The 16,117-nt window shown below is 50.0% G+C and carries 14 protein-coding genes and 1 riboswitch; of the genes, 11 read left to right on the top strand and 3 right to left on the bottom strand.

Annotated features, from left to right (window positions below):
- Positions 1–325 precede the first annotated feature (325 nt).
- From WH45_RS13890 to WH45_RS13910, 5 genes are all read left to right on the top strand, one after another.
- On the top strand, positions 326–661 hold the full coding sequence (locus tag WH45_RS13890; RefSeq protein WP_046214975.1) for a PadR family transcriptional regulator: 336 nt from the start codon (positions 326–328) through the stop codon (positions 659–661).
- Positions 658–2,016 carry an FtsW/RodA/SpoVE family cell cycle protein gene (locus tag WH45_RS13895; RefSeq protein WP_046214976.1) on the top strand — a complete coding sequence of 453 codons (1,359 nt, stop codon included), beginning with the start codon at positions 658–660 and terminating at the stop codon, positions 2,014–2,016. Before WH45_RS13890 ends, WH45_RS13895 begins: the two co-directional genes overlap by 4 nt.
- 319 nt (positions 2,017–2,335) lie before the next feature.
- Positions 2,336–3,670: a diaminopimelate decarboxylase gene (lysA, locus tag WH45_RS13900; protein ID WP_046214977.1), complete on the top strand. Its 1,335-nt coding sequence runs from the start codon at positions 2,336–2,338 to the stop codon at positions 3,668–3,670.
- Positions 3,671–3,857: 187 nt separating this feature from the next.
- A complete protein-coding gene (locus WH45_RS13905; protein ID WP_046214978.1) occupies positions 3,858–4,289 on the top strand; it encodes a peptidylprolyl isomerase in 432 nt (143 codons plus the stop codon).
- A 146-nt stretch (positions 4,290–4,435) separates the two neighbouring features.
- Positions 4,436–5,608: a PTS transporter subunit EIIC gene (locus tag WH45_RS13910; RefSeq protein ID WP_082096788.1), complete on the top strand. Its 1,173-nt coding sequence runs from the start codon at positions 4,436–4,438 to the stop codon at positions 5,606–5,608.
- Between the two features lie 98 nt (positions 5,609–5,706).
- Here the strand turns inward: WH45_RS13910 and WH45_RS13915 are convergent, their stop codons facing one another.
- Positions 5,707–6,147, bottom strand: a complete 441-nt coding sequence (locus WH45_RS13915) for a hypothetical protein (RefSeq protein ID WP_046214979.1) — start codon at positions 6,145–6,147, stop codon at positions 5,707–5,709.
- A 3-nt stretch (positions 6,148–6,150) separates the two neighbouring features.
- Positions 6,151–6,351, bottom strand: a complete 201-nt coding sequence (locus WH45_RS13920; RefSeq protein ID WP_046214980.1) for a helix-turn-helix transcriptional regulator — start codon at positions 6,349–6,351, stop codon at positions 6,151–6,153.
- Between the two features lie 209 nt (positions 6,352–6,560).
- Between WH45_RS13920 and WH45_RS13925 the strand changes: the two genes are divergently transcribed.
- The 5 genes from WH45_RS13925 to WH45_RS13945 are packed head-to-tail and all read left to right on the top strand — an operon-like array spanning position 6,561 to position 11,320.
- Positions 6,561–7,721 carry an amidohydrolase/deacetylase family metallohydrolase gene (locus WH45_RS13925; RefSeq protein ID WP_046214981.1) on the top strand — a complete coding sequence of 387 codons (1,161 nt, stop codon included), beginning with the start codon at positions 6,561–6,563 and terminating at the stop codon, positions 7,719–7,721.
- Complete coding sequence (locus tag WH45_RS13930; protein ID WP_046214982.1) at positions 7,675–8,778, top strand: DgaE family pyridoxal phosphate-dependent ammonia lyase; 1,104 nt, start codon at positions 7,675–7,677, stop codon at positions 8,776–8,778. The genes WH45_RS13925 and WH45_RS13930 overlap by 47 nt, the downstream gene beginning before the upstream one ends.
- Positions 8,779–8,781: 3 nt before the next feature.
- Entirely contained in the window at positions 8,782–9,537 is a 756-nt protein-coding gene (gene dagF / locus WH45_RS13935) for a 2-dehydro-3-deoxy-phosphogluconate aldolase (RefSeq protein ID WP_046214983.1), read from the top strand.
- The gene (locus tag WH45_RS13940) at positions 9,530–10,579 is read left to right on the top strand and encodes a sugar kinase (protein WP_082096790.1); all 1,050 of its coding nucleotides are present in this window, start codon (positions 9,530–9,532) and stop codon (positions 10,577–10,579) included. The genes dagF and WH45_RS13940 overlap by 8 nt, the downstream gene beginning before the upstream one ends.
- Before the next feature lie 24 nt (positions 10,580–10,603).
- Complete coding sequence (locus tag WH45_RS13945; RefSeq protein WP_046214984.1) at positions 10,604–11,320, top strand: GntR family transcriptional regulator; 717 nt, start codon at positions 10,604–10,606, stop codon at positions 11,318–11,320.
- A gap of 161 nt (positions 11,321–11,481) precedes the next feature.
- On the opposite strand, the gene WH45_RS13950 is transcribed toward WH45_RS13945, so the two are convergent.
- Positions 11,482–13,077 carry a choice-of-anchor I domain-containing protein gene (locus WH45_RS13950; RefSeq protein WP_046214985.1) on the bottom strand — a complete coding sequence of 532 codons (1,596 nt, stop codon included), beginning with the start codon at positions 13,075–13,077 and terminating at the stop codon, positions 11,482–11,484.
- 458 nt (positions 13,078–13,535) lie between these two features.
- Between WH45_RS13950 and WH45_RS13960 the strand changes: the two genes are divergently transcribed.
- Positions 13,536–15,137: an amidohydrolase gene (locus WH45_RS13960; RefSeq protein WP_046214987.1), complete on the top strand. Its 1,602-nt coding sequence runs from the start codon at positions 13,536–13,538 to the stop codon at positions 15,135–15,137.
- A gap of 491 nt (positions 15,138–15,628) precedes the next feature.
- Positions 15,629–15,823, top strand: a riboswitch (FMN riboswitch).
- Positions 15,824–16,117: the final 294 nt, after the last annotated feature.

Consider the following 16,117-nt stretch of genomic DNA (forward strand, 5'->3'; position numbering starts at 1 on the left):
TCTTTTCGTATGTCCGTGCTTGGATAGAGCTCTATGATGCTGATGAAGAAGGTGCTTTGTTTACTATTATCATTCGTATTCAATAGAATAAACCGATAAACGTTAAATATTTAATGATTTAATCGGTTCATCATTTGAGTGGTTGAGTAAATCTCCTCCTAATACGTCCTGGTAATACATACATCTATTAAACTAATTACTGAACTATCGCGGGGAAAGCACAGGCTTAACAATAAGAAGTTGCTTTACATTCATCTTCTGGTTTATAATACCTCATAATTCTATGCATAGATTTACTAGGTATATTAAAAGAAGGAGGATCAGCATGAAAATCAGCAAAGAGCTGCTCAAAGGCTCTACAGGTACACTTGTACTGACGCTTTTATCACAAAAAGATATGTACGGCTATGAATTGATCAAAGAGTTGGAACAAAGTTCCCAGGGCATATTTTCGCTAAAAGAAGGCACATTGTATCCGATCCTTCATGCCATGGAGTCCGAACGCTGGGTAGAATCTTACTGGCAGGAGAGCAGCGGCAGGAAGCGTAAATACTATTCGATTACAGAGACAGGAATCGCGCAGCTTCAGGAAAAAACACGAGAGTGGAATCTGTTCAAAAATGCAGTCGATAGGGTCATTGGAAAGGAGAGTATGGGATGAGCATACACCAATCTCGGCATACACAGAGTGCTGCCGAATGTTCCCGGCAATTTCTGAATACCGTTGGCAAGGGAATTCGTTCCAAAGCAATGCGTGAGGAAATACGTATGGAAATGCAGTCCCATCTGGATGAACTGGCAGCCAGCAGACAGGAAGAAGGTTACCCGGAGGAGGAAGCGATGCTGTGGGCGATTGATCAAATGGGAGATGCCGATGCATTGAACCGCTCTTTTAGAAATATACATAAACCTGTTCTCAACTGGAAGCTGCTGCTGCTTATCGGAATGGTAGCCGCCATGGGGCTTTTGACTGTTTTCTCCTTTAGTGCAGGTTACAGCGAAGCAGATTACCACAGTGCAATGATCGATTTCCAGCTCTTTTTTAGCATTCTGGGAATGATAGTGTTTATAATCTTTTATTTTCTGGATTATCGTCTGTTCAGTCGATATGCCTGGCATCTCTATGGGTTTACCCTGATCGCGGAGTTACTGTTATTCCACGTCCCTTCGAGAATAAATTTTGAAGGAAAAGGGTGGTATTATGCAGTAATTGGACCTGTTTCACTGGATTGCTGGGCATTGGGGATATACGCTTATCTGATCGCTATAGCGGGTATACTGTCCCGGCAGGATTGGTCAACGGTCGATTGGAAGAGCAGATCCCATCTTGCTGTTCTGGCTGCGATGATTTTGCCTGCAGGCTTATATTTTGCTTTTGGCATGACTCACTGGCTGACACTGATTTTCTATATTGTTGCGGTTGCCATGATGTATGGCCGTGCAGGCGGTAACCGCCGACTGATTGTTGCACTTTCTGCAGCTTTTGCAGCAAGCGTTGGGCTAACCTTGTTCAAAAACAAGCAGGCATGGAATCGAATTACGGAGACATTTTCTTTCGCAGCGCCAGATCCGAATTATGCCTACAATAGATTTCAGATTATGCATTCTGTCCGCAGTGCAGGTTGGTGGGGACAGGGATTTGGCGTACGAGCCGATCATCTTCCGTATTCACCGTCCCAATTGGTGTTCACCTATTTCACCTACGCTTTTGGCTGGATTGCTGCAGGGGTACTGCTGCTTGTCATAGCCATATTCATTACCCGGTGTCTGACGACCGTACGTTTGATTACAGATCCGTACGGACAGCTCGTATTCACTTCATTAGCAGTGATGCTGATCGGGCAATTGCTGTATACACTGGGAGCTTCTATCGGTGTGCTGCCATTTACAACTATGTATATGCCATTCTTTGGTTATGGTGCTACAGCTACCATTCTCAGCTATGCGGCTATCGGGATGATGCTGGGCATCTATCGTCGCAAAAACCTGATTTCTGTGTCCAAGAAGGTTCTATGACTGCGATAGTATCAAATAATTGTACGGAAGAGATGTCTCCAGCGAAAGATTTATACTAAAATTATTTACACTTCATACAAGAAAATATACTCTCTATACAAAAGTTATTGTATTACCGGAATATAAATTGTTAAAAATCACATAATCCAGGTCCATATCTTGTCTCCAAATGTTACAATAAAAGGAACACCCACATTCCATCCGGGGCCATCCACAGTAGCCCCATATAATACAAATGTTCAGTACAATAGTCCATTCTGCACCTGTGGGAACCGTTCTATACTGACTGTACATTCAAATGAACGAACGGAGGACAACGATGTATTTACATGGAACAAGCAAGATCAATGAGCAGGGACATCTTGAAATTGGCGGCTGTGATACGGTTGCTCTGAAAGAGCAGTATGGCACCCCTTTATATATTATGGACGAACAACTCATCCGTCAGCGCTGCCGGGAATATATGAACGCTTTCCGCGCGACGGGGATGCAATTTCAGGTCGCTTATGCGAGCAAGGCATTCTGTACCATGGCGATGTGCCGCATCGTAGAAGAGGAAGGGCTGTCGCTGGATGTGGTCTCTGACGGAGAACTGTACACAGCGATGCAAGCCGGATTCCCGGTGGAACGTATCCATTTCCATGGCAATAACAAGACGCCGGAGGAGCTGGAACTCGCGCTGGATGCAGGTATCGGCTGTTTTGTGGTCGATAACCTGATCGAGCTGCATCTGCTGAATGCGATCGCTGCGGAGAAAGGGCTGCAGCCGAAGATTCTGCTGCGCGTTACTCCTGGTGTCGAAGCGCATACGCATGAATTTATCTCTACCGGACAGGAAGATTCCAAATTCGGATTCGATATCGGCAACGGTTCTGCGTATGAGGCAGTTGTTCAGGCGGATCAGCTGTCCAGTGTTGAACTGCTCGGTTTGCACTCGCATATCGGGTCGCAGATTTTTGAAGTGGATGGGTTTGAAGTGGCAGCTCAGCGTGTATCGGAGTTTGCCCGTCAGCTGCAGGACGAGAAAGATATTTATTTCTCCGTCATCAATCTGGGTGGTGGCTTTGGCATCCGGTATACCGAAGAAGACAGTCCGCTGCAGGTGTCCGATTATGTGCAGGCGATTGCCGAATCGGTCAAAAAGCATTTTGCCGACAGTGAAGGAACTGTGCCGCAGATCTGGATCGAGCCGGGACGCAGTATCGTCGGCGATGCCGGTACGACGCTGTATACGGTAGGAACGAGCAAGGATATCCCCGGCATCCGTAAATACGTATCTGTCGACGGCGGCATGTCGGATAACCCGCGTACAGCCCTCTATGATGCCAAGTATGAAGCGGTGATCGCCAATCGTGCGGCGGATGAAACGTCCGAGCTCGTATCGGTCGCCGGCAAATGCTGTGAGAGCGGCGATATGCTGATCTGGGATATTGAGCTGGCTCATCCGGTATCCGGCGACCTGCTCGCTGTGGCCTGTACCGGTGCCTACAACTACTCGATGGCCAGCAATTATAACCGTCTGCGTCGTCCGGCCGTCGTGCTCGTTCAGGATGGACAGAGTGAGGTAATCGTCAGCCGCGAGAGCTATGAAGATCTGGTCGGCAATGACCAAATTCCGGCCCGTTTGCAGGCATCGGCCGCTTTGCGCAGCTGATCCACAGGTAGAGAATATGCCGGGATGGTTATAATCTTTTGCGTTGAAATGAATTTCATAGTAAACTGATAGGGTGCTGTGCTGATCGCCTTTACGGGTATTCAGCATGGCATCCTGTATGTATTTTTAATATACAGCTTGTTGAATACACTCAATAACGCTGATACACGAGAGGAGATAGATGATTATGGCAAAACAGGCTAAAATCAAATTGGAAAATGGCGGCGAGGTAGTTATCGATCTGTTCGATCAGGATGCTCCTAATACGGTTGCCAACTTTGAGAAACTGGCAAGTGAAGGGTTCTACAACGGTCTGGTCTTCCACCGTGTAATCCCAGGTTTTGTAGCTCAGGGCGGATGCCCGAACGGTACAGGTACTGGTGGTCCAGGTTACATGATCGATTGCGAAATCAACCCGAACAAACACGAGCGCGGTTCCCTGGCTATGGCTCACGCCGGCCGCAACACAGGCGGAAGCCAGTTCTACATCGCTTACCAGCCACAGCCTCACCTGGATGGACAGCACACTGTTTTCGGTAAAGTCGTAAAAGGTATGGAATACGTTGACGCATTCCAGGGCCGCGACAAAATGGAAACTGTAGAAGTGGTAGAAGCATAATTTACAATTACTTATGAAATGATATCGCTTGGCGGTTGTGTAATGCAGTCTGCCAGCGATCAGACAGGCTGTCCGGTGTCATTCCGACATTGGACAGCCTGTTTTTAGTTTGTGATTAGACCTATACATTTTAGAGGAGCAAAGATATGAAAACAGAGGAAATACATAACGAGGTTGCCAGACTGAATAGAAATATGCCCTTATGGCAAAGAAAGATACATCTTATTTTAAATGCCTTGGCGGAAATATTGAGCCCGATCCTTCCCGTTGTAATCGGTGCAGGACTATTAAAAGGAATTGTTGTTTTATTACTCTCTTTGGGATTGATTTCATTTGAAAGTCAGCTTTATCAGCCTCTGATTATCATCTCGGATAGTGTGTTTTATTTCCTGCCTGTTCTTGCTGCATTTAGTTCTGCGCGGCAATTCAGAACCAATCCGTATGCAGCGGCGTTTATTGCAGGTATTTTGTTGTATCCGGGCATGATCGAATTTTGGAACAGTGCGACGAGTACAGATCTATTGGGAATTCCTGTACCTGCTGTCAACTATGCATCCACCATTATTCCTGCAGTACTGGGAGTTTGGTGCATGTCGTATATTGAAAAAGGGCTGAAACGCATTATTCCCAATATACTGCATACCATTTTTCTGCCGATTGCCATGGTATGCGTCACTATACCGTTTGTAGTGATTCTATTTGGACCAATTACAGTCGCAGCCGGCAATCTTGTTGGCCAGGCATTTATTGGGCTGTATGAGGATTACAGCTGGCTGGCCGGGTTTCTGCTGGGAGCCGTCTATCCAATCCTACTGTTAACCGGTATTCATACCGGTCTTCCCCCTATGATGATACGATCGCTGTCTGACTATGGTATGGATTATATGCTGGTTGTGAGTATCGCTGCTTACTCTGCTCAGGCAGGTGCAAGTTTGGCGGTATGTCTGAAATCCAAAAACAAGTCTCTCAAAATGGTAGCGGGTGCGGCCGTATTTACTGCATGTATGGGTATTATGGAACCTGCTGTGTACGGTGTAATTGCCCGGTTAAAAAGACCGCTTATCGCTGCAGTGATTGCAGGAGCAGTCGGCGGCATAATCATGGGCATTTTCCAAGTCGGTGCTATCGGGATCGGTACAGGTCTGATTGGTGGGCTGTCGCTGGTTGTGGAATCATCTTTTATGTATTATGTGATTGGCTGCATCGTTAGCTCTGGTATTGCTGTCATACTGACTTGGGTGATCGGATTTAAAGATATCACTGAATTGGATTTACGTGCAGAATGTATAACTGTAGATACCAATGAGAAGGAACAATAGAGAACAATTTAGCCTGAAATTTTGGGGATTGCATATGAACAAGCAGAAGCTCAATGGAACATTCCGTTTCATTGAGCTTCTGTTATTTAAAGCGAGAATTAATCCTCTTCCTGCTCATCCCGTGCTTTTTTGCGCTGCAAATAATAGACAATCGAATACGGAATCAGCAGACACACAAACACAACTCCTCCTACAATAAGTGCATCCCGCATCGAATTCTCCGGCTGGCTAAACCATACTGCACCACCGGCAATAATCCCGGCTCCTGCCGCCAGAATCAGATTGTACAGGTAAGGCTTGGGTTTGCGGGCAGTCTCGGAACGATCCATATCTACGGAAATTCTAAGATTGGCATAGCCAAGAGTCATCGCCGTCAGCATAAATACGATCCATATCGGCTGCGCTATCATCTCTTCCAGGCCATACTTTACCAGTGTGTACAGCAAAATGATGGCAATCCCAGCGCTTTGCACGCCAAAGGCAAGGCGGATGTTTTTTAGATTCTGCATAACGAGTCGTTCATCCTTGATCGGTCGCATACTTTAGTCCTCCCTGTCTGTCCAGAATAGTTCATCCAACGACTGATTGACCGCATAACAAATCTCCAGACACAGACGCAGTGTAGGATTATAGCTGCCTTTCTCAATCAGACTGATCGTCTGGCGGGTTACACCGGTCCGGTCGGCCAGCTGCTGCTGGGTCAGTCCCGCCTGAATACGGGCATTTCTTACTCTGTTTTCCAACGCAGTCACCTCTACCTATATGTAACATATATATTGCATAATGTAAAATATAGATTACATTTTCGTTAAACATAATAACGTTATGTTTATTTTTATAATGATCTGTGCTAATTTATATAACAAGTAATCATATGCCAGTTGGCTCTGTCCCTATGAAGCGTTGAAGCAGCATCTGAATTATACGTATCCAGGTCAGGAGATGAGGGCAAATGCAACATAATACGGATGTGCCGCATGGTCTGCTGCTGCGCAAGGCGATGCTGCTAAGCGGAGAGCAGGTAGATGTACTGATAACGGAAGGAATCATTTCTTCGATTCGTCCATCCCGTGTAATGCAGCAGGAATCTGTCCAATCAGGAACGCAGCAGATTGATTGTGACGGATGGTATGTCACCAGCGGCTGGATTGATATGCATGTTCACGCTTATTCCGAGCTGTCTCCCTACGGGGATGAGATTGATGAGATTGGTATCCGGCATGGCGTGACGACAATTGTGGATGCCGGCAGCTGTGGCGGCGATGATATTCATCAGCTGGTGCAGCAGAGCATCGATACACGGACATCGCTGCTGGCCTTTCTGAATATTTCAAGAATTGGACTGCACCGGGTAGATGAACTGTCCAATCTGGAATGGATTGATGCAGCTCGGGTACAAAAAGCGGTGCAGCAGTATCCCGGTCATATCGTCGGACTGAAAGCAAGAATCAGCGCCAGTGTGGTACAGAATCTGGGAATTGAACCGCTGCGGCGGGCAAGGCAGTTATCTGCACAGATGAATCTGCCATTGATGGTACATATCGGCTCGGGACCGCCGGATATCCGCGAGGTGCTGAGTCTGTTGGAATCCGGAGACATTGTCACCCATTATCTAAATGGCAAATCCAATAATCTGTTCGATGAGCATGGTCAGCCGCTGCCTGAACTGATCGCTGCCCTGCAGCGGGGGATTCATCTGGATGTGGGTCATGGATCGGCCAGTTTTTCTTTTGCGGTAGCCGAGCAGGCGAGAGATGCCGGCATTCCCCTGCATACGATCAGCACAGATATTTACCGTCGTAACCGGCTGGATGGACCGGTGTATAATATGTCCAACGTACTCAGCAAATTTCTGTATCTGGGCTATGAACTGACCGATATTATGGAAGCGGTAACGACCCATGCGGCGCAGTGGCTGAATCGTCCGGAACTGGCTGGCATGCAGGCTGGCGAACAGGCAGATCTGACCTTGTTTGCCATTGAGCCGGGGCCGATCATACTGACCGACTCGGAGGGAGAACAGCGTACAGCAGACCGACATATCGAAGCGAAAGGGGTCGTCAAAGATGGAACATTCTTTACATGCCAAGTACGGACTCAAGCGGGTCATTAATGCCAGTGGGCGAATGAGCATTCTCGGTGTATCCGCACCGACAGATACGGTGATGGAGGCGATGAAAACAGGCGGCCAGAGCTATGTGGAGATCGCCGATCTGGTTAACAAAGCGGGTGATTATATCGCCCGGCTGATCGGTTCGGAAGCGGCGGTGGTCGTCAACTCGGCATCCAGTGGCATTGCACTCTCGGTCGCGGCGATCGTCACGGAAGGGAATCTTCGTCGCAGTCTGCGGCTTCATCAGGAACCTATTGTCCGGAGCGAGATTCTGATGTTCAAAGGCCACAACGTCCAGTACGGCGCGCCTGTCGAGACAATGGTCTATCTGGGCGGCGGCAGGGTGGTCGAGGTTGGTTATGCCAATGAAGGCCGCGCCGAGCATCTGGAAGAAGCGATTAACGAGCATACCGCAGCCATCCTGTATGTCAAATCCCATCATGCTGTGCAGAAGAATATGATTTCCTTTGAAGAAGCGTGGGAGGTGGCTCATCGTCATCAGATTCCGATGATTATCGATGCGGCAGCCGAAGAAGAGCTGTCCCGGTATATTCCGTATTCCGATCTGGTCATCTTCAGCGGTTCCAAAGCTATCGAAGGGCCGACCTCCGGCATCGTAGCCGGTAAACGGATGTACGTGGAATGGCTGAAGACGCAGCTGCACGGGATCGGACGCAGCATGAAGGTGGGCAAGGAGACGACATTCGGTCTGCTGCAAGCACTGGATGAATATCAGGACAAGCCGGATCGGAGCGAGCAGGAGAAGCAGATCCTTCAGGATATATTGCTGCCGCTGTCGAGTCAGCAGGGCATCACCGTCACGATTGTTCAGGATGAAGCGGGCCGGGCGATTTTCCGGGGCAGGGTACATATTGATCCGGCAGCAGCCAATCTGACCGCGCAGGAAGTGAATGATCGGCTGCGCGAAGGGGAGATCGCCATTTATACACGGGATTATGGAGTGAAGCAGGGCTTTTTTGATATTGATCCGCGGCCGCTGCTGGGCGATGATCTGGAGATCATTGCAAGCCGGATACGGGAAATTACAGGAGGCTGACATATGACCATTTTATCCGCAAGACTGTACCGCGGCCGTGCGGCACTCAATGTGCTGGCAGGCAGTATCGATAATGCAAAGCAGGTATTTGAAGCCGCTCATGGACATGTACTGGTCGGCGTGCTGTCCAAAAACTATCCCGATGTCGAGTCCGCGGTGGAAGCGATGATAACGTATGGTGAAGCGATAGAGGATGCGGTATCGATCGGGCTTGGAGCAGGCGATAATCGTCAGGCGGCAGTCGTCGCCGAGATTGCCCGCAGCTACGCGGGTGCACATATCAATCAGGTATTCCCGGCTGTAGGGGCCACACGTGCGAATCTGGGCAGCAGAGACAGCTGGATCAACAGCCTGGTCTCACCGAGCGGGAAGCCGGGATATGTGAATATCTCTACGGGTCCTGTCAGTGCCGCATGTGCCGATCAGGCTGTCGTCCCGGTCAAGGCAGCGATTGCGCTGATTCGTGATATGGGTGGCAATGCGATCAAGTATTTTCCGATGAAAGGGCTGGAGCTGGAAGAGGAGTACCGCGCGGTCGCAGCCGCCTGTGCGCAGGAGCAGTTTGCCCTGGAACCGACCGGAGGCATTGATCTGCATAATTTTGAGCGAATTGTGCAGATTGCACTGGAAGCGGGAGTGCCGCAGGTGATTCCGCATGTGTACTCTTCCATTATCGACTCCGGCAGCGGGGATACGATAGTGGAGCATGTACGGACACTGCACCATACGATGACCGAACTGGTGGATCGTTATGCATGAGACCTCTGTAGATGTACAGATGGGAGCAGGCTGCCGTGTAGCGGCTTTTGGCGAAGTGATGATGCGGCTGCAGGTGCCGGGCTACGAGACACTGGCGCAGGGCAGTGAGCTGAAATATACATTTTCCGGTACAGGCGTCAATATTACCTCGGCGCTGTCCCGGTTCGGTCATGACGGCTATCTGATCACCACGCTGCCGTCCAATCCACTGGGTGAAGCAGCGATCGCCTATCTGCGTCGGCTGGGCATCTCGACCTCACTGATCCAGCGCAGCGGCAAATATATCGGTATGTACTTTCTGGAGAATGGATTCGGTCCGCGGCCCGGACGGGTGACCTATACGGATCGTCTGGGCAGCAGCTTCAATACAGCCGATCCGGACAACTATCCGTATGAACAGATCGCTCAACGGGTGCAGCTGATCCATTTCTGCGGTATTACACTGGCAATGAACGAAAGTGTGCGCCAGCAGATGAAGCGGCTGGCAGCAGCGGTACGAGAGCAGGGCGGGCAGGTTGTGCTGGACTGCAATTACCGCCCATCACTATGGGGTCCTGACAGCTATGAGATGGCCCGTCCGCATTATGAAGAAATGCTGGCCCATGCGGACATCGTCATGATGAACGAGCGAGATGCAACAGGCATACTCGGCATGTCTGCAGAATCGACAGATCGCCTGGACCAATTAAAACAATTGATTCCACAGGTCGCCAGGAAGTATGATATTGCTGTAATCGCCGGAACGCACCGGGCGATTCATGAGGATAACACCCATTCACTGCAAGGCTATCTTTACAAGAACGGTTCATTTGTCTTTTCCCGGCTGCTTACGTTTCCGGTGCATGATCGGATCGGCGCAGGTGATGCCTATACCGCCGGTATTATTCATGGTCAATTAACCGGCATGGAACTGCAGCAGACTGCCGATTATGCGGCGACCGCTGCCATGCTGGCCCATACGGTTACCGGAGATACCCCGTTATCGACCGATATGGAGATCCGGCAGGCCATGACAGAGCAGAGCAGGGATGTAGACAGATGACCAGCAGAAAGGCAGGGACATTTCATGTCCATTACGCGAAAAAAAGGACCTCTTTATTTGCAGGTCAAGAAAATTATCAAAGACCGGATTCTGCACGGCGTCTATCCAATGGGAACAACAATCCCTTCCGAGCCGCAGCTGGAAAATGAATTTGGCGTCAGCAAAATGACCGTCCGTAACGCGGTACAGGAGCTGGCCCAGGAGGGATATGTGGAGAAGCGCAGCGGCGTGGGTACGACCGTGATCCGCAACACATCCCTTTCTAGATTGTCCAAGGGCAAACGGTTCACTGAGCTGCTGGTCGAAGAAGGGCACCAGATCCGCAAGCAGCTGCTGCATTCGGTCTGGGTGACCAATGAACCCGACAGCGAGATCTATCGGCTGTTCGGTCCGCGCTGTCTCAAGGTGGAGCGCCTGTACTGGCTGGATGAACAGCCGTATATTCATTATGTGAATTATCTGGCACCGGTATTTCCGCTATCACTGGAACTAAAAGGTCTGGAACTGCAGTCGATGTATGATTTGATTGAAGAATATGGAATCGAACTGCATAATTTCCGGGACAGCTTTACAGTGGCGACGGCGGACTTTGCAACCGAGGTGCTGCTGCGGGTAAAAGAAGATACAGCGCTGCTGCAGCGGCTGCGGTATTCCTATGATACGGACGGCAATCTGATCGAATACAGCAAAGGCTTTTACAATACAGAGCTTCAGCATTATCTCGTTAATTACGATGTGTAATATTTAATCAAGGTGCAGGCTGCATGGAGATATCGATATAGCAGATTCGCTGTACGGCTGATTCCGGAATCAACCGCATAACGAAAAAGGACAGGTTTCCTGAGAGAGGCCTGTCTTTTTTCGTTATTTTTATTTATTTGTTGGCGAATTCGATCATTCGTTTATTTAGCCGGGGCGTAAAAGCTGATCGTACCCGTACTCTCATCCGCGCTGACGAACAGATTGCGTCCGTTGACCCGGTGGATGCCTTCCGGTGATTCGCCTGCCGTTGGAATCAAGCCTTTGTATACCGGCTGGGCCGGATTCCCGATGTCAAAAAATAAAACTGCATCCGCGCGCTCGGAGGCTGCGGCGAGAACCGGTTTGCCATTTACAGTGGATACCGTCAGATTCTCGACTTCACTGCCTTTGTTGGGACTGCGATCGTCCGGATACAGTCCGGCCTGTGCTGCTGCGCGGTCGATCAGATTGCCGCTGTCATAGATGCGGTTGCCCTGCAGATCCCAGACGGCAATATTGCGGCCTCCTGCTTTGACGCCATCTTTGAATTCGTTTTTGCCCAGATCGCCTTCGTTGGCGGTGATTACATATTGACCGTCCGGGGTAAAGGCAATGCCATCCGGTTCATAACGCCCGGTCATCGTATCGGCAAAAGATACGTTGCCATCGTCTTTGAGATCCGCTGCATGGCGGGTCGTTCCGAGAGCGAACATGCGGGTAATCTGCTTGCTGTCCAGATCAACGAGGGCAATGACGTTGTTTTCCTGCAGCGTTACAGCCGCTGTAGTGCCTGCTTCATTGATGGCAACATACTCGGGCTGCGGCTCATGCGGATAGATGGCTCCTTTTACACCGCTCAGATCGACAGGAAGATCGGTCACCGTGCCGTCCAGCGCATTGGCCTGGTTGAACTGGACAATTGTAATGCTGCCGGGACGCTTAGCATTTGGATAATCGAATTCTTCCGTAGCCGGGTCCAGCTCCTCATCTTCAATCGCGATGACCGCATAGGTGCCGTCTTTGGAAATGGCGATCGAATCGGGTCCAATACCAAGCGGATATGTTTTGGCTATCTTGTAGCTGGACAGATCAACGACCGCGAGTATACCCGGGTTGGCTTCATTTTTGTTGTCACCGGTACGAATGACAGCCAGCGCATATTTGCCATCCGGCATCACCGCTACGCTGGTAACTTCCGCTTTGGCAGAAAGAGAATGGAAGCTGACTGTTTTGGCGACTTTGGTTTTGTGGATATTGGCAATATCCAGAATCGTAATGCTGCCTTCATCCGCTTCGGTCACGACCAGACGCTTGCCATCCGGTGTGGAAGAAGCAATCTCGGCTTTGTCCGAAGGCATCTGAAAAGAAGCAGCCAGCGTATAGCCCGTCTGATTCTGCTTGGCCAGCACAGCCTGCTGCAGCTGCCCGGTCGTATGTTCTGATACATACAATGTGCCGTTACGGAAGACCGGCGCCTGATCCAGCCGAATTGGCTTGCCTGCGAGCATGGCCATCGTACTGCCCGAACGAAGGGAGAGCGTCACACCGCCAGCGGTCACGACCGCTTTTTGGGAAGCCCCATTCCAGCTAATCTTGCCCTGCATATTCTGCACCGCAGTCCGCAGTGAAATATCCGCCTTGGCTGCAGCAGCCGAATGCCCACCGCTCACCAGACTGCCTCCAAGTACTGCCACCGTCGTCAGCAAAGCCAGACGCTTTGCCAGTTTCTTGCTATGTATACTATTCCACTGAATCATCAACAAACTCCCCTTTTATTTATAATGAGTACAGCACACAAAATGGATATGCATATATATAAACAAAGCACGTACAAATGTTGTATCCGCACGGAACGAAAGAAAGGAAATAAGGGCAAAGGACGACCTTTAAGCCTGGAGATCTTCATTTACCCCATTACAATAAAAGATCTCCAGGCTTAACCGGAGGACGTGCCCTTATTCCTTTCTGTAGTGATTGATGCTAACAACACATAATATTAAAACAAGCGATATCAAAAAATATATGCTGCAACATTTCATCCGTACAATCATACACCTGAAGGTGCACAAAATCTTTACTGTAAGCAGTCTAGCAACCAACCATATCCCCGGCGTTAAAGCAAATCAGCTGGTTTGTAAAACTTGGATTATGCTAAAATGACAGGGTATCACACTACATTACACGCGGACATATATCCGTGATAAGGAGAATACATATGCCGGGAACCTTATTTGTAAATGGCCGCTTCAACCCGCATACCGGTCTGCCTGCCGGCGCGGATGCAATCTATACCGAGGATGGAATGATCCGGGCCATAGGAAGCACCCGTGAGCTGCAGCTGCAGCTAACCGGTTCGCAGTACAGTACTGTGGACTGGGAAGGTGCTTCCGTGCTGCCTGGACTGGTCGATTCGCATATGCATTTGTCGATGCATGGAATGAAGCTGTCCATGCTGGACTTTTCCGATGTGCGATCCAGGGAAGAGATGCTGCATATGATCCGCGAACGGGTCCGTATTACGCCTGCCGGTGAATGGATTCTGGGCCTGAACTGGAATGAAAATGCCTTCACTCCAGCTGTGCCGCCGCTGCGCCGGGAGCTGGATGAGATCACGACCGATCATCCGGTCTATCTGACACGGACCTGTTTTCATGCGTATCTGGCGAACAGTGAAGCATTTCGCCGTGCCGGTGTAACGGCAGCCACCCCTGATCCTCCATCCGGCGCTTACGGGCGCGACGAAGCGGGCGAACTGAACGGCTGGGTGTATGAGGAAGCCAATATGGCTTTTACCGCTGTCCAGCCAGAACCCGATTACATCACCCGCAAAAATGCGATTCGCCGCGCCTGTGAAGATGGACTGCGGCTCGGACTGACCGGCGCACATACCGAAGATTTGCGCTTTCTCGGCAGTATCGACAATATGCTGCGGATTTACCGGGAGCTGCGCGAAGAGGGGCTGCATTTCCGCAGCCATCAGCTAATTTATTATACGCATCTGCAGGAAGCTGAGGCGCTGGGACTGCGTGCTGGAGATGGCGACGAATGGATGCGGATCGGCGCAGCCAAGATTTTCTCGGATGGAGCGATCGGCGGCCGGACTGCGCTGCTGCAGCAGCCTTACAGCGATGCACCGGCGACCAAAGGCATGGCGATTCATCCACAGGAGCGACTGAACGAGATTACCGCCTATGCGCGGCGCCTCGGATTCCCAATTGCGGTTCATGCGATCGGAGACGGTGCAGCAGATATGACGCTATCCGCCATGGAAGCCTATCCGCTGCAGGGCATCAGCCATCTGCCGGACCGCTTTATCCATGCCCAGGTACTGGACGCTTCTCTGCTGGAGCGAATGACCCGGCTGCAAATGATCGCCGATATTCAGCCAAGATTCGTTGCCAGCGATTTCCCATGGGTAATGGACCGGGTAGGCCCGGAACGTACAGATTACCTGTACGCCTGGAAAAAGATGCTCACCGCCGGCGTCGTCTGCGCCGGAGGCAGTGATGCCCCTATCGAACCGCTGAACCCACTGCTCGGCCTGCACGCCGCTGTCACCCGGCGCAGACCCGATATGATGGAACCCGCTGAAGGCTATCTGCCCGAAGAACGACTGAGTATCCATGAGGCCGTACAGCTGTTTACAACCGGCAGCGCCGCCGCGGTTGCCGAACAAAACCAGCGAGGCTCCATCCAGATCGGCAAAGCCGCCGACTTCACTGCCCTGGACCGCGATATCTACCAAGGAGCCGACACCCTGCTGCAAGCACAGGTGCGCATGACTGTTGTAAACGGTGAAATCGGCTACCGCGCGTAGTACAAGAACTGTTACCGGTTAATGTACGCAAGTGATACAAAATGAACACAAATAAAAGCCCGCCAATTCCGTTTTATAACGAACTGGCGGGCTTGTTACATAATGATGCCTCACAGACAACTGCGCACATAACGAAAGAAAGGAAATAAGGGCAAAAGACGATTTTTAAGCGTTTGGCAATAAAAACGGGAGGTTCAAGTAAGAAGTGATTTTTGCAGAGCAAAATATCTTACTGCTTTAAGCCTGGAGATCTTCATTTATCCAAGTACAACAAAAGATTTCCAGGCTTAACCGGAGGACGTGCCCTTATTCCTTTCTGGAGTAATTGAAGCAAAAAGCACCAATTTTTCATGCTCCCCTCATCACAGAAAAAAGCAAATTCTCCACCTCAAAATGTACTTTCTTGATTTTCACCAAGTAAGATGGTATGATTTCACCAGCACGCTGCAGACAAATGCAGACGTGAGAAGTGACCATACAATTCGATAATATTTTATCCTCGGGGCGGGGCGAAATTCCCCACCGGCGGTGTTGAGACAGTATTCGGATGCGACTCCATTCATGGAGTCGGCTGCTGAATATGAAGCTCTAAGTCCGTGACCCGTCATCTGTGCCTGCTGGCCGGATGCGGTGGATCTGGTGAGAATCCGGAGCCGACAGTATAGTCTGGATGGGAGAGGAAAAAGGGTGCCACCGTTATCATAACGGTCGTACTAGGTTTGTCATTTATTTCACATATACTCATCAGTTTATTTCTGGCAGGCATTTTTAATATGTCGTGTTATACCAGAGAGCGAGCTGTAAGATTATCTTGCAGCTGTACAGCCGTATGAGTTATGTCGATAATGCACAGGGATGTCGAGACCTTTTTGCAGGTTTGCGTGTATTTGCCGTATCGGTCTGTCGTACATTGTACAGCTGAGGGCCATTTCGCAGATCCAAGGTTTTTTTGACGACCATGTCTGCTGGAATCCATAAAT

Origin of the sequence: Paenibacillus wulumuqiensis, from assembly GCF_000971965.1 — a bacterium.
Classification (GTDB): domain Bacteria; phylum Bacillota; class Bacilli; order Paenibacillales; family Paenibacillaceae; genus Saccharibacillus; species Saccharibacillus wulumuqiensis.